We start from the raw sequence: 20944 nt of genomic DNA, 5'->3' as shown, positions 1-20944 counted from the left end.
GCCGGGCGTGGCGGGCTGACGGGGATAGCGCCGGATTGACCGGGTGCCGGCCGCGGCGGGCTGGCCGGGATTGCACCGGATTGACCGGGCGCGGGCCGGGACGGGATAGCACCGGATTGGCCAGGCGGCGTTCCAGGCCGCTGACCTGGCGGAATCGGACGCGGCTGCGCGGGCGGTGGTGCGGGATATTGCCGCTGCCCGGGGTGCGGTGCGGGTGCGGGCCGTTGCGGCGGGCCCGGCGGTCGTTGGGGCGGGCCGGGTGGCATGCGCTGGCCCGGCCACGGCTGCGGCGGCGCCGAGGGCCGGCTGACCTGCGGCACTCGGGGCGGGGGCGGTTCGTGCGGGCCGGCGTTCATATCCGGGTCCTCGATCTCCGCCTGCGGCGGTAACCGCTCCCACGGCGCAACCGGCGCCCGACGGGCCGGTGGCCCGTCTCGCCGATCGGATCGAGGCCGATGCGCCGATGAGTCATCGTCGCTCATCATGCCTCCTGCGCCCGGCTGAGCAGTGCAACCCGGTCGGCTCGGCGAGCGGCGTCCACGCTGAATCGCTCACCGTTCCTCCTGGTACTGCCCATTACTCACACCGCCCCTGCGCCGATGCGAGCCTTCCGCGATTGTCCTCCACTCTGCCACTGTGGTTTGTCGGACGTCCAAATCCGGTAGACGCGGCCGGTGACACAACAGAGGGCGCTAGCTCACCGTCCCTCACTGTGCCTCCTGGTGCTCCTGCTGTATGACGCGGTTCTTGGCCCGCCGGTAGCGATTCACCCGGCGCCGGGTGCTCGGATCGAAACCTTCGTCGGCCGGGTCCGGCTGGCCGCGGAACCGGCGCCACAAGCGGCGCCCGGCGAGCAGGAACAGCAGTACTCCGGCACATGCGGTAATTATGGCCAGGGTTTGACCATAGGCGTTGGAGCGCACCGAGACCGAGGTGGCATTCCCCAGCGGAATCCCGTCCGGTGTGGTAAGGGAGATCGGAATCACCAGGTTACGGCTGTCGTTCACCTCGGTCGGGATTTGGAACGAGCGTGTCCCGTTCGGCGGCAGTTGCTGTTCGCCCAGGTCGGTGATCTTCGCCTCGTGTGGCGCCTCGATGCGGAACTTGATCCGGATGGACACCGGCAGGTTGTTCCGCGCGACCAGCAGCAACGGGCTCTGCTCGGACGCCAGGGTGTACACGCCGCCGGGCGGCAGCACGGTCACTGAGTGATAGATGGTGTCCAGCGCCCGGGTGTTCTGGTCGATCCGGCGCTGGGCGAAGGTGTCGGCCTGGGCGGCGTCGCCGGTCCGGCGATCGGACAGGCTGAGCACCCGGAGCAGGTCGTCGCGCAGCGGGTCGAGGAACTCGCGGGGCGTCGGATCCGCCTCCGGCACCTCGACCAGCGCGCGCATCAGCTCGCTGATCCGGCGGCCCTGCTCGCGCACCGGCGCGATCAGCCGATCCGGCACCGCGTCGGCGGCGGCCTGGGTCAGATAGTCCAGCTCGTAGGGCTGCGGGTCCGGCGGTTGGGTGACCAGGTCCTGGAACGGCCGCGGCGTCGCGAGATTGCCGCGCACCAGCAGTTCGATCTGCCGCAGCAGGGCGGTGCCCTCGTCCTTGCTCGCGCTCCACTGCTGCGGCGGGACGAGTAATAAGGAGCGCGGCTGGTTCGGCTGGGGGTTCAGCGCGGACCAGGAGATCGCGCCGAGCGCGTCCTGCAACCGGGCGACCCTGGAGTCGTTGCTGACCTCGTAGCGGACCTTGGTGGGGGTGAACGAGGGGGTGGGCGGATTGGAGCCGAGTGCGGCGAGCGCCGTGGCCGACCAGATGTCGAAGGTCGCGACGTGCAGCGCCGGATCGGCAGGCGGGGTACCCGTCGAATTCCCGTTCGGCACGGCCGGATTGGCGGCGGGGGGCGCGGGCGGCGGCACCGGCGCGGTGACCGAGGGCAACCGGACGACAGCCGGGTTCGCGCCTTCCGTTGTCGCCGTGGTCTGCGCAGGCAGTTTCTTGCTGTCCCCACGACCGGTGGACGTCTGCGTCGCCTCGGATGTGCCCGCCGTACCCTCCGGCGCGATGGCCGAGTCGGCGAGCACGGCGGTGCCGAAACCGTGGCTGCGCAACAGAATTCCCGCGCCGTTGTCGATGCTGCCGGAATCGGGCAGGCTCACCCCGCGCACCGACTTGGTCGCCAGGATCGAGTCGACGAGTTCGGCGGGCGCGTTCATCGCCCTGGCGGAGAGGTCCGGATCGTTCACCGCGGCCAGCGCGTCCAGATCCGCCTGCGCGAACGGCAACGCCACCGAGCACATCGTCCCGGCGAGCGCGCGCAGCCGGTCCAGCCAGGTCTGGGCCTGGGCCGCACCGGTTCCCGCGCGGGTCGCGCCGTCCGGATCCGACGGGCTGGCCAGCACCCGATAGCCCTTGGTCATCTCCTGCACCGTGATCAGCAGGTCCGGATCGATCGCCAGGCACACCGAGGCGGCCAAAGCGCGATCGCGGGTCGGCGTGGTGTCGAACACCGTCTCCAGCGCGCCGAGCAGCTGGTCGAGCCGTCCACCCTTGGCGAGCGAGGCGGCCAGCTCGTCGTCGGTGAGTTCGACCTGCCCGTCCGCCGTCCCCGGCCGCCCGGCGACCGCCGCCGTCCCCGGCCGCCCGGCGACCAGGCGCGGACGGTCGGCCAGCGGCCACAGCAGGGTGGTCGCCACCGGGGCGTCGGTCGGCGCGGTCACCGCCTGACTCGCGTCCGGCGCGTCGGTGCTCTTCGCCGTCGGCGGCGGCACGCCGAGCACCGGCAGCAGGAACCTGGCGTCGTCGAGCCGGGCCTGGCTGCCGTAGTCCGGTTTGCCGTTCACGTTCAACAGCAGCGGATACACGCCCGGTTCGGTGATATTCAGCGTGCTCTTGCCGGTGCTTCCACCCGGGCGCAACGGAATGGTGACCGTGAACTTGGTGCGCTCGCCCTTGTCGAGCTGCGCCACCACGTCTTCGAAATCACCGTTGACCTCGTAGTTGACCTGGTCCTGCTGCAAGGTCGCGCGCAGATCGCGCGGCACCGCGACCGCGGCCGCCCGCTGCACCCGGATGGTGAGGTCTTTGACCTTGCGGTCCCCGATATTCATGATCGAGCCGGACACCGTCAGCGTCGAATCGCTGGTCGTGGTCACCGCGGTCGGCGTCACCGAATCCAGGGACAGCTTCAGGAATTTCGGCCCCGATTCCGACCCGGTACCGGTGGGCTGTGCGTGCGCGGGGGCTACCAGCATCGGCAGGGTCGTCGCCGAACCCAGGATGATCAGGACCGCCACGATGATCCGGAACGGGGCCATCGCTCGCCTCATCGCTTGCCGGTCTCCATCCGGTCGATCAGCTTGTTCGCCACTTCGGCCAGGCGCCGTTCGTCCGCGTACGCCAGTCGGGAATTCAACTCGCTCAACGGCACCCACGCCACTTGAGTGACCTCCACGTCGGCATCGGACAGTTCGCCGCCGGTGGAACGCAGAAGATAATGATGCACGGTCTTGTGTACCCGCCGCCCATCGGTGACGAACCAGTAATCGATGCTGCCGAGTTCGGCGACCACCACCCCGTTGATGCCGGTCTCCTCGGCCACCTCACGGATCGCGGTCTGCTCGGAGGTCTCGCCCTCCTCGATATGCCCCTTCGGCAGCGACCACAGCAGCCGTCCGCGCCGGTCCGTGCGCCCGATCAGGGCCGCGCTGCGCTTGTCCCGCGGGCCGTCCAAACCGTCCACGACCAGGCCACCGGCGGAGGTTTCGCGGACCGTGCGCATGCGCGGTTTCGCCGCGTTGGCGGCCGAACCGCGGCGCCGGGGCTGGCGGCGTCGACTGTTCGCGCGATCGGCCGGAGACACCAAGCAATCCTACTGTGTTGGATTTGCGCTGACGCACGCCCCGCGCAACCGGCACTGCGCCGGAATCTCGCTCGGTAGGGCTCGGTAAGCTGCTATTTCGTGGTTTCGACCGAGTCCGAGGACGCAGAGCTGGATAGACGTACCCGATTGCTGGCTGCCGCGGCGGTGACGCTGGGCAGGCTGTCGGAGGTACTGGAACCGCTCGGCGAGATGTTCGCGGCGAGCGGTCATGAGCTGTATCTGGTCGGCGGTAGCGTGCGCGACGCGGTGCTCGGCCGGCTCGGCACCGATCTGGACTTCACCACCGACGCGCGCCCGGAGCAGGTGCAGCAGTTGCTGCGCGGTTGGGCCGATCATCTCTGGGACACCGGCGGTTTGGCGTTCGGCACGGTCAGCGGGTCCAAGAGCGGCCAGCAGCTGGAGATCACCACCTTCCGCAGCGATAACTACGACCGGGTCTCGCGCAATCCCGAGGTCACCTTCGGCGACAACCTCGAGGACGACCTGGTCCGCCGCGACTTCACGGTGAACGCGATGGCGGTGCGGATCGGCGCGGACGGCTCGCTGGAGTTCGTCGACCCGCTCGGCGGGATGGACGCGTTGCTGGCCGGCCTGCTGGATACGCCTGCGGCGCCGGAGGATTCGTTCAACGACGACCCGTTGCGCATGCTGCGCGCCGCCCGGTTCGTCTCTCAGCTCGGCTTCGAGCTGCATCCGCGGGTGCGCACGGCGATCACCGCGATGGCCGGGCAGATCGAGCGAATCACCGCCGAGCGGGTCCGGGTGGAGCTGGACAAGCTGATCGGCGGCGCGCACCCGATCGACGGCATCAACATCATGTGCGAGACCGGGCTGGCCCAGCGGGTGCTGCCCGAGGTACCCGCGATGAAGCTGGAGATCGACGAGCACCACCAGCACAAGGACGTCTACTGGCACTCGCTCACCGTCCTCCAGCAGGCCATCGACCTGGAGGAGGGCGACCCGGACCTGGTGTTGCGCTGGGCCGCGCTGCTGCACGACATCGGCAAGCCGGACACCAAGCGCAACGAGCCGGGCGGCGGCGTCAGCTTTCACCACCACGAGGTGGTGGGCGCGAAGATGGTGCGCAAGCGGATGCGGGCGCTGAAGTACCCGAAGCAGTTCACCGAGGACGTGGCCCGGCTGGTGTTCCTGCACTTGCGGTTTCACGGTTACGGCAAGGGGCAGTGGACGGATTCCGCGGTGCGCCGTTACGTCACCGACGCCGACGAGCTGCTCCCCCGCCTGCACAAACTGGTCCGTGCCGACTGCACCACCCGCAACAAGCGCCGGGCCGCCGCGTTGCGCAGCACCTACGACGACCTGGAGACGCGCATCGCGAAGCTCCAGGAGCAGGAGGATCTGGCCAAGGTCCGCCCGGACCTGGACGGCAACGCGATCATGGAATTGCTCGGCCTGCCACCGGGTCCCGAGGTGGGCAAGGCCTGGCGGTTCCTCAAGGAACTGCGCCTGGATCGCGGCCCGATGACCCGCGACGAGGCGGAATCGGCCCTGCGGGAGTGGTGGAAAGCCCAGGCCTAGAAGACGATCAGTGTCGTCCCGGTGACGATGGCGGAGCGGATCTGGGCCAGATCGAACGACCCGGTGATCTCCGGCAGCTCGATCCGGAAGCGGACCAGGTCGCCGTCGCGGGTGGCGTGCACGATGCGCGCCTGATTCGGCAGCTGTTCCAGCAGCAGCGTGGGGGTGCCGATCATCCGGCGCGGCATCCGCAGGCCCAGCCAGGAGGCGCGGCGCAGGTCCACGGTCACCCGGTTGTCCGTCACGGAGGCATCCACCAGCGCGGTCAGCCGCCGGCGCCGGTGCTTGGCCCGGATCAGCCCGTTGTCCGCGACATCCAGCACCCAATCCAGGGGCTGGCTGTTGATCCAGCCGACCAGCGCCGCGGTGGTGACGGTGCCCTCGAGATCGAGCTGCGCCGCCCGTACCTTCGTCGGCACGCCCGGAATCAGGCGGACGCCGTGCGCGATCACCGTCACGGCTTCGATCGGATAGTCGTCCCAGCGCAACCGGGACAGCACCGTCTTGGTCTGGAAATGCGCGCCCCGGCGGCGGACCTTCAGCACCTGCAAGGTGGCGTGCAGGTCGTGGCCGAGCAGCGTGGCGCTGACCTCCTGCCCGCCGAAGCGGCTGAGGATGCCTTCGCTGAGCACGGTCATCAGGGCGTCCGGCATCAGCGCCGTGACGGTGCCCGCACCGAGGTCGGCGCCCGCGTCCACCCAGGAGGTGGTGACGTTGATCCACTGTTCCAGCCAGGACTGCTCGAACAGGCGCTTGCCGAGATCGACGGCTCGTAACGGCGACCAGGACTTCGGATCGAAATACGTGGCCATGATTGGTCCGAGCGTACTTGCCGGTGCTGAACTGGACCATCGTCCTGTGACCCAGGTCGCGTTCGGCGGCGAGTGCGCCGCACTGACCGGGCATTCTTGCCTGCAGACCACCGTCACCACCACAATCGGGTGCTGTCTCCGACACACCGCCACGGAAAGGGTGCATATGCCGCTGGATCTGAACAGTGATCTCGGCGAGGGCTTCGGTCCGTGGAAGATGGGCGACGACGCGGCCATGCTCGACATCGTGACCAGCGCCAACATCGCCTGCGGGTTCCACGCGGGTGACCCCTCGATCATGCGCCGGACCTGCGGGCTCGCCGTGGAGAAGGGCGTCCGGATCGGCGCGCACGTCGGCTATCGCGATCTGGCCGGATTCGGCCGGCGTGAGGTCACCATGGTTCCGGCCGAGCTGCGCGACGAGGTGCTGTATCAGATCGGCAGTCTCGACGCGTTCGCCAAGGCGGCCGGTGATCGGGTGCGCTACGTGAAACCGCATGGCGCGCTCTACCATTCGGCGTCGCGGGACCGGCAGCTCGCGGACGCGGTGCTGGGCGCGCTGGCCGATTACGACCCGGAGCTGGCCTTGCTCGGCCCGGCGGGCTCGCAGTTGGAGCACGCGGCGGAGGCGGCGAAGGTGCGTTTCGTCGGCGAGGGATTCGCCGATCGCGCGTACACGCCGGCCGGCACGCTCGCCGCGCGCGGACTGCCCGGAGCCGTTCTGGGTACCAATGAGGCGGTCACGCAGGCGGTTTCGATCGCCATGTCCGGCACCGCGCGCACGGTGGACGGGTCCGGCGAGGTCGCGGTGCGTGCGGCCAGCATTTGCGTGCACGGCGATACCCCCGCCGCGGTCGAGATGGCGCGGCTCATTCGCACCGCCTTGGACGAGGTCAGGGTGCCGGTCGAGTCGTTCGGCTGAACATGACGGACAGCGAACCGGCGGCGGATCCGGATCGGCGGATCCGGGCGGCCGGCGATTGCGCGCTGCTCGTGCTGCCGCCGCACCACGGCGACGTCGCGAAACTGGTTGCGGCGCTCCGCCATCGCCCGCCGGACGGTGCGCAAGACATCCTGCCTGCCGCGGAAACCGTTCTCGTCACGCTGCTTTCGCCGGAGCACGCGGAATCCGTCCGGCGCCAACTGGTCCGCCTGCTGTATGCGCTGCAACAGCCCACCGCAGAACAGGATTCGGGCATTGTTTCCCGTGGAACACTGCCGGACAACGATTCTCCGGACGACCTGCTGGTCGTCCCGGTGCGCTACGACGGCGCCGATCTCGCCGAGGTCGCGCGACTGCTCGGACTGACCGAAGCCGAGGTGATCGCCGAACACACCGGAACGATCTGGCGATGCGTGTTCGTCGGATTCGCCCCCGGCTTCGGCTATCTGGAGTCCCCCGACGCCCGGCTGATCGTTCCGCGCCGCGCGCAGTCCCGTACCACCATCCCGGCGGGCGCGGTCGCGCTGGCCGGCGGCTACTCGGCCATCTATCCGCGCAGCACCCCCGGCGGCTGGCATCTCATCGGCACCACCGACCTGCGGATGTGGGACGTCGATCGCGATCCGCCCGCCTTGATCCGCGCGGGTGGTCGCGTTCGGTTCGTCGAAGGCTGACTCAGTTCGCCGAATCCAGTTGAGCGTGCATGAGATACACGTTGTAGCTGTCCCAGGACGAAATGGTGAAGTACAGATCCTTCCCGGTCGACCACGGATGGATGAAGCCGCCGTAGGCCCTCGGATAGTCGGCGGTGGACAGCAACTGTGCCGCCTCGGTCCAGCTGCCCTGCGGTTGCGCGGCATTGCGCACCACGATCGCACCGCGCCCGGAGTCCAGATACACCATCTGCCACTGCGCGTTGTCCCGGTCGTAACGCACGGACACCTCGCTGGCCAGTCCGGGAAACAGTGGGGTGGCCTGATTTTCGGCGGCAGGCGCCCAGGTTCCGTTGACCCAGTACTGGTAGGCCGAGGTGTTCAGCACCTCGTCCTTCGTCACCCGCGCCAGACCGATTACGCCGACACGTCCGTTGGGCGTGCCGAACATGTAGACGTAGTCGCCCTGCGGCACCATCGCCGCGACCTGGAACCGGCCGACGCCGAACAGGTTGTCCCACTTGGCATGCTGATCCTTGGTCCAGGTGCGCCCGTTGTCGTCGGAGTAGGCGAGCCCGCCGTAGTTGTTCGACCACAGGCCCGGGATCCGGCTCCACCGATTCACCGACATGTAGCTCAGATACTGCCGATCGCCCAGCGCGAAGCCGGAGGTCGGAATGGTGGTCGTCTCCCAGTTCTTGAGCTTGCGGCTGGCCAGGATCTCGGCGGCGTGGCAGCGGCTGTCCTGCACCATGGCGTCCAGCGACATGCCGTCGGACAGTTCGTGATCGGTGCTGTAGCCCAGCACGTTGCTGCGCCAGTCCTGGTCGTCGTGCCCGGCGCCGCCGACCTGCCAGCCCTTGCCGAAGGTGTCGCCGAACACCACCGCGACCTCGCCCGGCTTGGTCTCCCACATCACGCCGAGGTCGGTGCCGTCCACCTGCCAGCGCAGGTCGGTGCGATTCTGCGAGCCGTGCCCGGTGACCTGGCCCGCCAGTTCGACCGACGTGACGCGCGGTTCGGCCACCGGCGCGGCGAGTGGTCCTGGTTCCGCGGGGTGGATCGCCAGGGGCGGTGCTGGCTGTGGCGCGATGCCGGGTCCGCCGGGCACCGGCACCGGGATCGGTTCGATCTCGGGCTTGAATTCGATGCGCGGCAGCGTGATCGGTGCGGCCGAACTCGGCTCCGGCGGAGTTCCGGTGTCCGGGAACGGGCTCGGGTCGGGGTTCGGCGCAGGCGGTTTCGCGATATCGCGGACCTCGGGGCAGGGCGTGTGGCAGGGGTCGGCGGCCGGCGGACCGGGGTCGATCCTGGTTTTGTCCGGCTCCGGGCCGGGCACTGTGATCGGCGTGAGCTGCGGGATCGGCACCGGGATGTCGATTCGCTCCGGCAGCACCACCGCGGGCGGCGGCAACGCGGGATCGCGCTCGCGAGTGCGCGGATCGAAACCGGCCTCGCCGCAACTGTTCACCGGCGCGGGCGCCCACGGCAACGGCGCGGCCTGCGCGGCCGGGACGGGCAGGATGCACAGGCCGCCGAGCACCGCACCGAACAATGCCGGTACACCGGCGGATCGGCTTCCGAAGCGGCGCATCAGGTATCACGATTCCGCGCCGGAAAACCCATGTGTCGCTGACTCCTGTCGAATCGGGGCGAAGTGAAACGGAACCTACCGGAATGGGTCGGGTGAAATAGGGAACCGAATGTCGGTCGCGCGCGTCCAAACACATATGAACGAGATCGAGTACGTGTTCGGCACGGGCGACGGCACGGTGCACGTCTGGCACAGCCAAGCCGATCTGGAATTGGCGGGCCCGGCCTCGGCCACGGCCGACGCGGTCCAGCTCGACTTCGACGGTGACGGTCTGGCCGACGACGCGATGTGGGACACCTGTGGTTCCGGCATCGCCGACGTGGCCGCACTGGACGTGGACAACGACGGTGTCCTGGACCACTTCTATACCGACCCGACCGGGTTCGGCACCTGGAATCATCACATCACCGGCGCGGCGTCCGACGCCCTCAGCGAACCGCTGGACTGGATCGTGCGCACCGATCACCTGGAGGCCCACCAGCACACCGCGGCCGATGTGGCACCGCAGGATTCGATCCCGGGGTTGTCGAATGCCGATGATCCGCCGCCGCATCCGGTGCTCAAAGACGCGCCACCGTCGCACCGGCCGCCGGACGACCTACCCGACTATCTGGCGCAGCGGATGAATCCGACCGGACGTCACCTCGACGACGATCCGGTCATCACCTGAATTCGACCCGCGCCGAAATATCAGCCGATCTTCCGCCGCCGCATATTGATCGCGATGGCGGCGATTCCCGCGCAATAGATTCCGGCACCCACCACAATCACCGGCAAGGACCGCCCGTCGTCCGGGATAACCAGAGCCGTCGCGGCGATCGCCAGGATGAACGCGATATTGAACACCGTGTCCTGCAACGCGAATACCTGTCCGCGCCGCGCGTCATCGATATCCATTTGCATTGTCGCGTCACCGGTCAGCTTGATCGTCTGCCCGGCTAGCCCGAGCAGGAACGCGCCCACCAGCAAGAGCTTGTGCGCGTGCGGCACGGCCGCGCCCCCGTCCACGATGGCGATCGGGGTGACCAGCGTCAGCTGCACCACCGTGGCGGTCAATAGTCCGGCCACCACCGTCTTCGATCGGCCGAGTCGCGGGATCAGCAGTGGCGCGACCACGGCCGCCACCAGCATGCCCGCGGCGATCGCGGCAATGGCGACGCCGAAGCCGAGCAGTCCGCTGCTCAACGCGGAACCATGGGGCGGCCCCTGCCGCAGCACGAGCACCATGATCAAGGTATTGATGCCGAACACGATTCGGTGCGTACCGATGCCGAGCATCGCGGTGGTCACCTGCACCGACTCCCACACCGCCGTCGCACCCGTGCGCAGCCCGGTGGCGATCGCGCGCACCGTGCTCTCGCCGGCCGTGGTACCCGCGTCCGGACCGAGCACCCGCGGCGCGAACCCCGCGGCGAGCAGTGCGCTGACCACCGGCCCGAGACCGCTGATCGCCACCGCCACCGCCGAGGCGAAATCGCCGGCGCCGATCGCCCCGATCACCGCCACCGAGGCGGCCGCACCGAGCCCAGCGCAGCCCGAGGCCACCGTGGCCAGCACCGAGTTCATCGGCACCAGCCAGTGCTTGGCCAGCACCTTCGGCAGGGCCGCCGACACGCCCGACAACACGAACCGGCTGATCCCCACCACCGCCAGCGCGAGCAACAGCAGCGGCGTCTCCCCGACCCCGGCCAGCAGACCCGCGCAGACCAGCGCGATCAGCACCGCCCGCGCCAGATTCGCCACCAGCAGCACCGTGCGCCGATCCCATCGATCCAGCAGCGCCCCCGCGTACGGTCCGATCAGCGAATACGGCAACAGCAGCACCGCGAATCCGGCGGCGATCGCCAGCGGATCGGTCTGCCGCTCGGGATTGAACAGAATCGCCCCGGACAGCGCCGCCTGGAACATCCCGTCGCCGAACTGACCGATGAACCGCACCAACGCCAGTCGCAGCACACCCGGACTCTCGCGCAACGCAGTCCACAGCGGCTCCGGCCGCTCCTCCGACGGAATGGAGCTCTCCGAGCGACCAGTGGACACGTCGCGAGGTTACTGGCTGCGCCCTTATAGCGCCGAATCAGTGCGCGTCGGTGACCAGGGCGCTGATTGCCGCACGGGTGTCCGGGGCCATCGGCAGGTGGTCGAGGGCGCCGGCGTCGATCCAGGCGAAGGCGTCGTGCTCGCCGGGTTCCAGGGCTACCTCGCCCGGTTCGACGTCCACCAGGAAGCTGTATTTGCGCACTCGGGCCTTGGTTCTGGTGGCGTAGTCGATGCCGCCGAGGAAGTCGGTGATCCGGCGCGCACGCAGGCCGGTTTCCTCGAACAGCTCGCGTTCCACGCATTCGGCGAAGGTCTCGCCGGATTCGACTCCACCGCCGGGGAGTTCGTACATGCCGCCGTGGAAGTCGTCCGGCACCCGGCGCACCACCAGGAGTTTGCCCTCGCGGAACACCGCGACGCCGACCACGAAGTGGGCGATGCCGTCGCGGCGCGCCTCGCTGCGGAGTTGCCGCTCGATGCGCGCGAGGGCCTCGGGTCGCATCTGTTCGTCACCTCCGGTTGCATTGCGGCGCATCATTTTACGAATACGGCCCGGGCGCGGGCGGCGATCCCCCACCGGGTCGCCGGACCGGCCGGTTCTGCTCGCCTGACGTTCACCCGCTGGTCGCTCGCGTAAAATGCCGAGTGCAGGACAATTTACTAGGAATGTGGAGTACCGCGACGTCTGTGCTCCTACCCTGAAAGGTGATCGGTGCACGGTCCCGAGAGGAGGACCTGATGTCCATTCTCACGACACCCCACATCGACGTCCATCGAGCAGGCGACCGCATGAAGACCCGGGTCTCCTGGCTGGATTCCAAGCACTCGTTCTCCTTCGGGGAACACTACGACCCGGACAACACCCACCACGGCCTGCTGCTGGTCAACAACGACGATGTGGTCTCCCCCGGCCAGGGCTTCGACACGCATCCGCACCGGGACATGGAGATCGTCACCTGGGTGCTCGGCGGCAGCCTGGTCCATCAGGACTCGCTCGGCCACAGCGGCATCATCTATCCCGGCCTGGCCCAGCGGATGAGCGCGGGCACCGGCATCCTGCATTCGGAGAAGAACGACGCGTGGCGCATCGACGGCGCCCAGCACGACGAGCCGGTGCATTTCGTGCAGATGTGGGTGGTCCCCGATGAGCCGGGCCTCACACCCGGCTATCAACAGCTCGAGATCGACGACGAGCTGGCCTCGGGCGGTTTAGTGACTGTGGCCGCGGGTCTGCCGCGCTACCGTGATCGCACCGCCATCGCCATCAACAGCAGCCACGCGGCATTCCACGTGGCCAGGATGAGCGGCGACCCGGAGCACGTCATCGACCTGCCCGACGCCCCTTATCTGCACGTTTTCGTCGCGAGCGGCGAGGTGGAGATGGAAGGCGTCGGCACCCTAGACGAGGGCGACGCGGTCCGGCTCACCCGCAGCGGCGGCCAGCGGGTCATCGCTCGCGGGCCGGCGGAAATCCTGGTCTGGGAAATGCACGCGCGGCTCGGCGCGCAGTAGCCGATCGGCCTGATTCGCTCCCACCGCGCGCGTCCAGGCACCGCAGGCCGCTGGCTTGCGACAAAATGGGCATACCTCGCATTAACATCCGCCCGTAGCGCATGCGATCACTAGGCGATCCCCGCGCACCCGCCGGCCCACCCGGTCCGGATCGAGCGGCGCGAGGCACCGACGGAGAGGAAGTCCATGTCGCAATACCCGCCTCCCGGCCAATATCCGCCGCCTCCCGGGTACGGCCAGCCACCCGGCGGTCAGCCCGCGTACTGGCAGGAGTCGCCGAAGGGCAAGGGCCTGGCGATCACCGCGCTGGTGCTGGGCATCATCGCGCTGCTGAGCTTCTGGACGCTGGTCGGCGGCTACCTGTTCGGCGCGTTCGCCCTCATCTTCGGCATCGTCGCGCTGGTGAAGACCCGGTCCGGCCGCGCGGGCGGCGCGGGGATGGCGATCACCGGCCTGATCCTCGGCGCGCTGGGCCTGATCGGCGCCATCGTGGTCACCGTCGTGGGCTACAGCTTCTTCGTCAACAGCGGCGGCAAGGACTTCGTCGACTGCGTGAACAAGGCGGGCGGCGATCAGTCCAAGGTCGACCAGTGCGAGCGCGACTGGAATCAGCGGCTGGAGGACAAGTTCAGCGTGACGCTCACGCCGCCGCCCGCGCCTACTCCCCGCTGATCGCCGCGCAGGCCCGGGTAGCGGCCAGCACGTCGCCCATGTGCGGGCGGAAGTCGCTCTCGGGCGCGGCAATCCACTTGCGATAGCCGGTGCCCTCGTCGGCCGGCGAGGGCAGCACGATGTGGCTGCCGGGCAGCGCGACCGACGCGCAGACCCGGAAGAGATCGGCGAACAGCTCGGTGTCCAGGTACGAGTTGTCGGTGGGCCCGGTGAGGAACGTCCACCGGTCCGAGCGCGGATGCGCGATGATCGGGCCCGCCCGGTCATCGGGCGCCGCCTCGGTCAACCACACGCGCACCCGGCGGCCCAGCGCGGCGGGCATCACGACCGCCCCGACCGCGCCCACCTCCAGCATGATCCGGCCGAGCGCCGGATCCACGACGCCATACAGTCCGTGGTCCTTGCGATATCTGCGGCAGCGGGCGATGGCGTCCTGCATCGTCGTGTAATCGGAGGACACCGGAAAACTGCCTGAATCAGTGCGGGACAAACTCATGACGTTCCTCGCCTCGATGCGGGTGGATCGCGTGAAGGGGGAGAGAATCGACCGCTGAAACCCGACCCTAATGCCGCACAACTGGGTTGACAATAGTCACACGCCGGTAAGTCGAGCCCGCGTACGATCGCCTGTCATGGCACCCGTCTCGCCTACCGTTGCCCGCTGGGAACTGGTGTTGCGGCTGCGTGAGCTGCGCGAACAGCGCGGCTTCGACTCGGCGGGCTTCGCCAGGCTAGTCGGCTTCACCCCGGCCAACTGGTCGCACGTGGAGAAGGGCAGGCGCGTGCTCACCAGCAACACCATCGGCCCGGTGCTCGAGCTGCTCGAGGTGGAAGCCGAGGAGCGCGCGGAGCTGCTCGCCCTGCTCGGGGCCAGCAAGCAGCGCGGCTGGTGGACCAAGTCGTCCGCGCTGATCGGCCCGGAATTGCAGCGCCTCTACGGCATGGAATACGGCGCGCAGAGCATCCGCAGCTACGACAGCCTAGTGGTGCCCGGCCTGTTGCAGACCGAGGACTATGCCCGCGCGCTGATCAGCTCCGACGTGATGATCCGCCCGGTCCAGGTCGACCAGCTGGTCGCGATCCGCATGCGCAGGCAGGAACGGTTGCGCGGCCCGGAACCGGTCGAGCTGACCGCGGTGATCGGCGAGGCCACGCTGCTGCAGCAGACCGGCGGCCCGGAGGTGCTGCGCGCGCAGTTGACTCATTTGGCCGAGCTGATCGAGGAGCTGGACACCGTCGAGATCCGGGTCATCCCGTTCGCCGCCACCGCGGGCGCGGTGCTCGGCGGGTCGAGTTTTCACCTGATCGATTTCGCCGGCCAGCAGCTCCCGACGTTCGGCTGGGCGGAGAGCGCGGTGTTCGGCGAGGCGGTGGACGACCCGGAACTGGTCCGCGATCTGAGCTTCGCCTACGTGCGCGCGCAGGAGCAGTCGCTGGACCGTGTCGCATCATCGACCCTGATCAGGACCTATGCCCGAGTGTAAAATCCGGCGCATGGCCACCACCGCTACTTCCCGGTCGGTTCGCACCGACTGGTTCCGGTCGACTCGATCGAACAACGGCAACCAATGTGTCGAGGTCCGCTTCGATGGTGACGCGGTGCTCATACGCGACAGCAAGTACCGCCGCAATCCAGCCAACCATCCCGCCGACGAACCCATCATCACCGTCACCGCCGGAGAGTGGACCACGTTCCTCGGCAGTGTGTGCGCGTCCGGGCCGGCGCCCGGCGCGCTGACCGCGCACACCACCGCCGACGGGCACACCACGCTCCGGCACGGCAGCACCGCTCTCGGCTATACCCCGCAGGAGTGGGACGCCTTCCTGCTCGGCGCCCGCGACGGCGAGTTCGATCGCCTCGCCCGCACCAACTGACCGACGCACTGCCACATTCATGACCGTTGCCCCCGGCTGCCCGCGGCCGGGGGCCGAATTCTGCGCAGATCGGCATACTGGACAGCGTGACTTCCGAGCTGAACAGTCCCTCCGGTATTGATCTGTCCTACCTTGACCAGGCCGTACGGGTGCAGGACGACCTGTTCGCGCATGTCAACGGCAAATGGCTGGACGACTACGAGATACCGGCCGACCGCGCGGTGGACGGCGCCTTCCGCACGCTCTATGACCAGGCCGAACGCGACGTCCAGGTGATCATCGAGCAGGCCTCGGCGCAGGCCGCCGAGCCGGGCAGCGATGCCCGCAAGATCGGCGATCTGTTCACCAGCTTCATGGACACCGAGACCGTCGCGGCGGCCGGCCTGGCCCCGATCTCGGCGGAGCTCGCCGCGATCCACGAGGTCGCCGATCGCAGCGCGTTCGCCGCCCTGCTCGGCACGCTGCAGCGCACCGGCGTCGGCGGCGCGGTCAACTTCTACGTGGACACCGACGACAAGGACTCCACCCGCTACCTGGTGCACGCCACCCAGTCCGGCCTCGGCCTGCCCGACGAGTCGTACTACCGGCAGGACGAATCCGCCGAGATCCGGGCCGAGTACATCGCGCACATCGGCCGCATGTTCGCCCTCGCCGCGGCCGATCCGCGGATCGCCGCGCTGCTGCCGCAGGACCTGGACACCGTCGGGCAGCGGGTGTTCGAGCTGGAGCGCAAGCTGGCCGCCGGCCACTGGGACGTGGTGCGCCGCCGCGACGCCGAACTCAGTTACAACCTGACCACTTTCGCCGAGCTGGTCGCCGCGCATCCCGAGTTCGACTGGGCCGCATGGGCCGGCGCCCTGGCCGAGAACGTGTCCGCGTCCGGCCCCGAGGTGCTCGCCGAAGTCGTTGTCCGGCAGCCGGATTACCTGGGCACCTTCGCCCGGGTGTGGACCGAGGTGTCCCTCGACGACTGGCAGGCCTGGGCCGCCTGGCGGGTATTGCGGGCGCGCGCACCGTATCTCACCGACGATCTGATCGCGGAGAACTTCGCCTTCTACGGGCACACGCTGACCGGCGCCGAGGAGATCCGCGAGCGCTGGAAGCGCGGCGTCTCGCTGGTGCAGGACCTGCTCGGCGAGGCGGTCGGCAAACTGTATGTGGCCGAACACTTTCCGCCGGATGCCAAGGCCCGGATGGTGGAGCTGGTGGAAAACCTCCAGGAGGCCTACCGCCGCAATATCGCCGAGCTGGACTGGATGGGCCCGGACACCAGGGCGGCCGCGCTGGCCAAGCTGGAGAAGTTCACCCCGAAGATCGGTTACCCGGACAAGTGGCGGGACTACTCCGACGTCCGGATCGACCCGGCCGACCTGGTCGGCAACTACCGCAACGGTTACGCCGCCGACCACGACCGTGACCTGAACAAGCTCGGCGGCCCGGTGGACCGGGACGAATGGTTCATGACGCCGCAGACGGTGAACGCGTACTACAACCCCGGCATGAACGAAATCGTCTTCCCCGCCGCGATTCTGCAGCCGCCGTTCTTCGACATGAACGCCGACGACGCCGCCAACTACGGCGGCATCGGCGCGGTGATCGGCCACGAGATCGGCCACGGCTTCGACGACCAGGGCGCCAAGTACGACGGCGACGGCAACATGGTCGACTGGTGGACCGATGCCGACCGCACCGAATTCGGCAAGCGCACAAAGGCATTGATCGACCAGTACAACGTGCTCTCGCCGAAGGAACTCCCGGACGAGCACACGGTCAACGGCGAGTTCACCATCGGCGAGAACATCGGCGACCTGGGCGGGCTGTCCATCGCACTGCAGGCCTACAAGATCTCCTTGGCCGGCAAGGAGCCCCCGGTGATCGACGGCCTCACCGGCCTGCAACGCGTCTTCTACGGCTGGGCGCAGGTCTGGCGGACCAAGGCGCGCACCGAGGAGGCCATCCGCCGGCTCACCGTCGACCCGCACTCGCCGCCCGAATTCCGGTGCAACGCGGTGGTGCGCAACATCGACAGCTTCCACGAGGCCTTCGAGGTGAAGCCGGGCGACGCGCTGTATCTGGACCCGGCCGAGCGGGTCAAAATCTGGTAGACGCGTGGACCGAGGAACGGCTCAGCGCAGGCGTTCCTCGGTCGTGGCGTCGAAGAAGAACACGTCGTCGAGCTTGGGCCGCAGGCGCAGCTGATCGCCCAGGGTGACCTGGAATCGTCGATCCACCCGGGCAACGACTTTGCCAGAGCGACTGTTCCACTCGGCGGCAACGCCATGGCTGTAGACGAACGACTCCGAGCCCAGCTCCTCGAGCAGTTCGGCGGCGACGGTGAGCCCACCCTCCTCGGTGGTCACCTCCCACGATTCCGGGCGGATCCCGACGATCACCCGCTCGCCGGGATTCGCCGTGCGCGGCAACGGGATACGCAGATCGTCGAGCACCGCTGCCCCGTCGCGCACCGGCGCCTCCAGCAGGTTCATCCCCGGCGAGCCGATGAACGCGGCGACGAAGGTGTTCACCGGATTGTCGTAAAGCTCACGGGGCGCGGCGATCTGCTGCAACTTGCCGTCGAGTAGCACGGCGACCCGGTCGCCCATGGTCATCGCCTCCACCTGGTCGTGGGTGACGTACACCGTGGTGGTGCCGAGCCGCTTCTGCAGCGCCGCGATCTGCGACCGCGTGCTCACCCGCAGCTTCGCGTCCAGGTTGGACAGCGGCTCGTCCATGCAGAACACCTGCGGCCTGCGCACGATCGCCCGGCCCATCGCGACCCGTTGCCGTTGTCCGCCGGACAGTTTCGCCGGTTTGCGGTCGAGCAGCTGCTCGAGCTCCAGCATCTTCGCCGCCTCCTGCACCCGGACCAGGGTGTCGGCCTTGCTCATGCCGGCGTTGCGCAGCGCGAAGCCCATGTTCTCCGCGACGGTCATGTTCGGGTACAGCGCGTAGCTCTGGAACACCATCGCCACGTCGCGGGCCCGCGGCGGCAGGGCGGTAACGTCCTTGCCGCCGATCAGGATTCGGCCCTGTTCCACCGATTCCAGCCCGGCCAGCATGCGCAGGCTGGTCGACTTGCCGCAGCCGGACGGGCCGACGAGCACGATGAACTCCCCATCGGCGATGTCGATGTCCAGGCTGTCGACGGCGGGTGCCGGCGCACCGGGATACAGGTGCGTCACACCGTCGAACTGCACTGTGGCCATGGGCGTCGATCTCCTCGTGTGGAACTCACGGTGGCGGCCACGCGCGGCGGCCGCCACCGATGCGGGTATTACTTGGGCAGCTTCGGGGTGATCTGCCGGTCGATGATCGCCTGCAACTGACTGGTGACATTGGCGTACACCGTTGCCGGGTCGGCGTTCTGCAGCCCGATCTGCTCCAGCCCGGTGCCGATGATCTGGTCGCCGCCCGGCACGAACACCCGGGCGTAGTCCTGCGACTTGGTCAGCGGCAGCTGGTCGATGGCCACCTTCGCGTTCGGGTTCTTCGCCAGGAAGTCCTGCTCGCTCGGATCGGCGACCGCCGACTTGCGCACCGGCATATACCCGGTGGCCTGGGAGAAGTAGGCCGTGTTGGTGGCGTTGGTGATGAACTCGATGAACTTGAGCGCGTTCACCTTCCGCTGGTCGGAGATCCTTGCCGGGATCGCGAGACCGGCGCCGCCGGTGGTGACGCCGGGACCGTTCGGGTGGGGCAGGTTCGCGGTGCCGAACTGCAGCTTGCCTTCCGCGTTCTGTTTGATGCCCTTGAGGTCGCCGGTGGAGGCGATGGTCGAGGCGATCACGCCGGTGCCGAAATCGACCGCGATCTGCGGCTTGATGCCCGCGTACTTCTTGGTGTGGATCATGTCCCGGAAGAACTGCCCCGCCGCGATCGAGCCCGGCTCGGTGAACTTCAGCTTCCACTGGTCGGAGTACGCGCCGCCGAAGGTCCAGTTCGGGCCCTGGAAGGTCCAGGCCAGGTAGTTCTTCGCGTCGCCCCAGCCGTGCGCGAGCTTGCCGTCGCCGACCACGGCCTGGATCTTCGGGCCCCACTCGTCGAACTCGGGCCAGCTGTTCGGGCCGCGGTCCGGCAGGCCTGCCTTCGCCCAGACGTCCTTGTTGTAGTAGAACAGCGGCGTCGAGCGGGAGTACGGCAGCGCGTAGTGCTTGCCGTTGAACAGGTAGTCGGCGGCCAGCGAGTCGACGTAGTCGTCCAGCTTCACCCCGGCGTCGCCGAAGTGCCCGTCCAGCGGTTCGATGGTGCCGTTGAGCGCGTAGTTGAACCACCAGACATCCGACAGCACAACCACATCCGGCAGTTCGCCGCCGGTGAGGGCCGCGTTGAACTTCTGCGCCACCTCTTCGTAGTTGCGGCCCGCGTCGATCAGGTTGACCTTGAGCTCGGGGAACTTCTCCTGGAAGCGCTTGATCAGCTCGGTTTCCTGATCCTTCGAGCTGCCGGGGTGGTTGGACCAGAAGTTGATGGTGTTGGCGTCGCCGGACTGCTTGGCGCCACCGCCGCTGCCCGCGCACGCGGTCAGCGCCGCGCCCGCGGCGACGGCGCCGGCCAGCCCGATGAATCCGCGCCGGGACAGCGCGGGGAATCGATTAGTGGACACGTGGTTTCTCCTGTATCTAACCCTTGACCGCACCAGAGGTGAGGCCTTTGATCATGTGGCGTTGCAGCAGCAGGAACACCACGAGAATCGGCAGCATGGTCAGCAGCGTGCCCGCCATCACCGGACCCCAGTTGGTGACGCTCGGATTCTCGGTGTTCTGCAGGAGGGTCAGGCCCACCGGCAGCGTGGCCACCTCGGGACCGTCGGCCATCAGGAACGGCCAGAGGTATTCGTTCCACTCGTTGACCAGCGTGACCACCGCGAAGGCGACCATGGTCGGTCCCGACATCGGCAGCACCACCTTGACCAGCAACCGCCACCAGTTCGCGCCGTCCATCCTGGCGGCCTCGATCACCTCCGACGGCAGCGACAGGAAGTGGTTGCGCATCAGGAAGGTGCCGAAGGCGACGCCGCAGAGCGGAACGATGATGCCCACCAGCGTGTTTCGCCAGCCGAGCTGGGCGACCAGCGCGTAGTTGGAGATCACGGTGATCTGGTTGGGCACCATCAGCGCCGCGATGATCACCAGGAACACCACCGACTTGCCGGGGAACCGCAGGAACACCAGCCCGTACGCGCTGAGCACGCCGAGCACGAACTTCACCGCGGAGACGGCCGCGGTGACGATCACCGAATTGCGGAAGAAGGTCCAGAACGGCAGCTTGGTGGTGGCGTCCTGATAGTTCTCCGGGTGGAAGCTGTGCGGCCAGTACACCGCGGGCTGCACGTAGATGTCCGGGCGGTCCTTGACCGAGGTGATGATGATCCAGAACAGCGGAACACCGACGATGATCAGCACGCACACCATCGCGGCGTAGCCGAGC

At 68.3% G+C, this 20944-nt stretch carries 19 protein-coding genes; 9 read left to right on the top strand and 10 right to left on the bottom strand.

The features are described 5' to 3' along the window. Window positions 1-707 precede the first annotated feature (707 nt). Window positions 708-3323: a DUF6049 family protein gene (locus ACFYO1_RS24500; protein WP_387235121.1), complete on the bottom strand. Its 2616-nt coding sequence runs from the start codon at window positions 3321-3323 to the stop codon at window positions 708-710. Next, window positions 3320-3856, bottom strand: a complete 537-nt coding sequence (locus ACFYO1_RS24495) for an NUDIX hydrolase (RefSeq protein ID WP_150400452.1) — start codon at window positions 3854-3856, stop codon at window positions 3320-3322. Before ACFYO1_RS24495 ends, ACFYO1_RS24500 begins: the two co-directional genes overlap by 4 nt. A gap of 99 nt (window positions 3857-3955) precedes the next feature. Here ACFYO1_RS24495 and ACFYO1_RS24490 point away from each other — a divergent pair, with 99 nt between their 5' ends. Continuing rightward, window positions 3956-5416: a CCA tRNA nucleotidyltransferase gene (locus ACFYO1_RS24490; RefSeq protein WP_387235118.1), complete on the top strand. Its 1461-nt coding sequence runs from the start codon at window positions 3956-3958 to the stop codon at window positions 5414-5416. Here ACFYO1_RS24490 and ACFYO1_RS24485 read toward each other — a convergent pair. Continuing rightward, window positions 5413-6228: a hypothetical protein gene (locus ACFYO1_RS24485; protein ID WP_387235115.1), complete on the bottom strand. Its 816-nt coding sequence runs from the start codon at window positions 6226-6228 to the stop codon at window positions 5413-5415. The genes ACFYO1_RS24490 and ACFYO1_RS24485 overlap by 4 nt on opposite strands. Before the next feature lie 166 nt (window positions 6229-6394). Between ACFYO1_RS24485 and ACFYO1_RS24480 the strand changes: the two genes are divergently transcribed. Together ACFYO1_RS24480 and ACFYO1_RS24475 are read left to right on the top strand one after the other, a co-directional pair. Next, window positions 6395-7150: a LamB/YcsF family protein gene (locus tag ACFYO1_RS24480; RefSeq protein WP_387235365.1), complete on the top strand. Its 756-nt coding sequence runs from the start codon at window positions 6395-6397 to the stop codon at window positions 7148-7150. A 2-nt stretch (window positions 7151-7152) separates the two neighbouring features. Beyond that, window positions 7153-7845 (top strand): allophanate hydrolase subunit 1, encoded by a 693-nt coding sequence (locus ACFYO1_RS24475; RefSeq protein ID WP_387235112.1) that lies wholly within the window; start codon window positions 7153-7155, stop codon window positions 7843-7845. 1 nt (window position 7846) lies between these two features. Here ACFYO1_RS24475 and ACFYO1_RS24470 read toward each other — a convergent pair whose 3' ends face one another. After that, window positions 7847-9418, bottom strand: coding sequence for a DUF4185 domain-containing protein (locus ACFYO1_RS24470; RefSeq protein WP_387235110.1), 1572 nt, complete (start codon window positions 9416-9418; stop codon window positions 7847-7849). A gap of 136 nt (window positions 9419-9554) precedes the next feature. Between ACFYO1_RS24470 and ACFYO1_RS24465 the strand changes: the two genes are divergently transcribed. Then, window positions 9555-10088, top strand: a complete 534-nt coding sequence (locus ACFYO1_RS24465; RefSeq protein ID WP_387235107.1) for a hypothetical protein — start codon at window positions 9555-9557, stop codon at window positions 10086-10088. A 20-nt stretch (window positions 10089-10108) separates the two neighbouring features. On the opposite strand, the gene ACFYO1_RS24460 is transcribed toward ACFYO1_RS24465, so the two are convergent. Beyond that, complete coding sequence (locus ACFYO1_RS24460) at window positions 10109-11458, bottom strand: MFS transporter (protein WP_387235104.1); 1350 nt, start codon at window positions 11456-11458, stop codon at window positions 10109-10111. Window positions 11459-11495: 37 nt separating this feature from the next. Then, complete coding sequence (locus ACFYO1_RS24455; protein WP_387235101.1) at window positions 11496-11960, bottom strand: NUDIX hydrolase; 465 nt, start codon at window positions 11958-11960, stop codon at window positions 11496-11498. Between the two features lie 236 nt (window positions 11961-12196). Between ACFYO1_RS24455 and ACFYO1_RS24450 the strand changes: the two genes are divergently transcribed. Together ACFYO1_RS24450 and ACFYO1_RS24445 are read left to right on the top strand one after the other, a co-directional pair. Then, window positions 12197-12970 carry a pirin family protein gene (locus ACFYO1_RS24450; protein WP_387235098.1) on the top strand — a complete coding sequence of 258 codons (774 nt, stop codon included), beginning with the start codon at window positions 12197-12199 and terminating at the stop codon, window positions 12968-12970. Between the two features lie 186 nt (window positions 12971-13156). Further along, complete coding sequence (locus tag ACFYO1_RS24445; RefSeq protein WP_387235096.1) at window positions 13157-13642, top strand: DUF4190 domain-containing protein; 486 nt, start codon at window positions 13157-13159, stop codon at window positions 13640-13642. On the opposite strand, the gene ACFYO1_RS24440 is transcribed toward ACFYO1_RS24445, so the two are convergent. Further along, window positions 13629-14138: a hypothetical protein gene (locus ACFYO1_RS24440; protein ID WP_387235094.1), complete on the bottom strand. Its 510-nt coding sequence runs from the start codon at window positions 14136-14138 to the stop codon at window positions 13629-13631. The two genes, ACFYO1_RS24445 and ACFYO1_RS24440, sit on opposite strands and share 14 nt — an antisense overlap. Before the next feature lie 136 nt (window positions 14139-14274). Here ACFYO1_RS24440 and ACFYO1_RS24435 point away from each other — a divergent pair, with 136 nt between their 5' ends. The 3 genes from ACFYO1_RS24435 to ACFYO1_RS24425 all read left to right on the top strand — a co-directional run bounded on the left by ACFYO1_RS24435 (window position 14275) and on the right by ACFYO1_RS24425 (window position 17622). After that, the gene (locus ACFYO1_RS24435) at window positions 14275-15126 is read left to right on the top strand and encodes a helix-turn-helix domain-containing protein (RefSeq protein ID WP_387235090.1); all 852 of its coding nucleotides are present in this window, start codon (window positions 14275-14277) and stop codon (window positions 15124-15126) included. A gap of 10 nt (window positions 15127-15136) precedes the next feature. After that, entirely contained in the window at window positions 15137-15517 is a 381-nt protein-coding gene (locus ACFYO1_RS24430; RefSeq protein ID WP_387235087.1) for a DUF397 domain-containing protein, read from the top strand. An 86-nt stretch (window positions 15518-15603) separates the two neighbouring features. Further along, window positions 15604-17622, top strand: coding sequence for a M13 family metallopeptidase (locus tag ACFYO1_RS24425; RefSeq protein WP_387235084.1), 2019 nt, complete (start codon window positions 15604-15606; stop codon window positions 17620-17622). Between the two features lie 21 nt (window positions 17623-17643). Here the strand turns inward: ACFYO1_RS24425 and ACFYO1_RS24420 are convergent, their stop codons facing one another. From ACFYO1_RS24420 to ACFYO1_RS24410, 3 genes are all read right to left on the bottom strand, one after another. Then, window positions 17644-18723 (bottom strand): ABC transporter ATP-binding protein, encoded by a 1080-nt coding sequence (locus ACFYO1_RS24420; RefSeq protein WP_387235081.1) that lies wholly within the window; start codon window positions 18721-18723, stop codon window positions 17644-17646. Window positions 18724-18791: 68 nt separating this feature from the next. Beyond that, window positions 18792-20120 (bottom strand): ABC transporter substrate-binding protein, encoded by a 1329-nt coding sequence (locus tag ACFYO1_RS24415; protein ID WP_387235078.1) that lies wholly within the window; start codon window positions 20118-20120, stop codon window positions 18792-18794. A 16-nt stretch (window positions 20121-20136) separates the two neighbouring features. Continuing rightward, window positions 20137-20928 (bottom strand): carbohydrate ABC transporter permease, encoded by a 792-nt coding sequence (locus ACFYO1_RS24410; protein WP_387235363.1) that lies wholly within the window; start codon window positions 20926-20928, stop codon window positions 20137-20139. Window positions 20929-20944: the final 16 nt, after the last annotated feature.

The organism is Nocardia sp. NPDC006044 (genome assembly GCF_042871115.1).
In the GTDB taxonomy this organism is placed as follows: domain Bacteria; phylum Actinomycetota; class Actinomycetes; order Mycobacteriales; family Mycobacteriaceae; genus Nocardia.
The sequence above is the reverse complement of the archived record's forward strand: the minus strand, read 5'-3'. Positions and strand labels throughout refer to the sequence as shown.

Coding starts and splice junctions, on each gene's coding strand:
- ACFYO1_RS24500 (WP_387235121.1), bottom strand. CDS start 3,323: ATGAGGCGAGCGATGGCCCCGTTCCGGATCATCGTGGCGGTCCTGATC.
- ACFYO1_RS24485 (WP_387235115.1), bottom strand. CDS start 6,228: ATGGCCACGTATTTCGATCCGAAGTCCTGGTCGCCGTTACGAGCCGTC.
- ACFYO1_RS24480 (WP_387235365.1), top strand. CDS start 6,395: ATGCCGCTGGATCTGAACAGTGATCTCGGCGAGGGCTTCGGTCCGTGG.
- ACFYO1_RS24475 (WP_387235112.1), top strand. CDS start 7,153: ATGACGGACAGCGAACCGGCGGCGGATCCGGATCGGCGGATCCGGGCG.
- ACFYO1_RS24470 (WP_387235110.1), bottom strand. CDS start 9,418: ATGCGCCGCTTCGGAAGCCGATCCGCCGGTGTACCGGCATTGTTCGGT.
- ACFYO1_RS24465 (WP_387235107.1), top strand. CDS start 9,555: ATGAACGAGATCGAGTACGTGTTCGGCACGGGCGACGGCACGGTGCAC.
- ACFYO1_RS24455 (WP_387235101.1), bottom strand. CDS start 11,960: ATGCGACCCGAGGCCCTCGCGCGCATCGAGCGGCAACTCCGCAGCGAG.
- ACFYO1_RS24450 (WP_387235098.1), top strand. CDS start 12,197: ATGTCCATTCTCACGACACCCCACATCGACGTCCATCGAGCAGGCGAC.
- ACFYO1_RS24445 (WP_387235096.1), top strand. CDS start 13,157: ATGTCGCAATACCCGCCTCCCGGCCAATATCCGCCGCCTCCCGGGTAC.
- ACFYO1_RS24440 (WP_387235094.1), bottom strand. CDS start 14,138: ATGAGTTTGTCCCGCACTGATTCAGGCAGTTTTCCGGTGTCCTCCGAT.
- ACFYO1_RS24435 (WP_387235090.1), top strand. CDS start 14,275: ATGGCACCCGTCTCGCCTACCGTTGCCCGCTGGGAACTGGTGTTGCGG.
- ACFYO1_RS24430 (WP_387235087.1), top strand. CDS start 15,137: ATGGCCACCACCGCTACTTCCCGGTCGGTTCGCACCGACTGGTTCCGG.
- ACFYO1_RS24420 (WP_387235081.1), bottom strand. CDS start 18,723: ATGGCCACAGTGCAGTTCGACGGTGTGACGCACCTGTATCCCGGTGCG.
- ACFYO1_RS24410 (WP_387235363.1), bottom strand. CDS start 20,928: ATGGTGTGCGTGCTGATCATCGTCGGTGTTCCGCTGTTCTGGATCATC.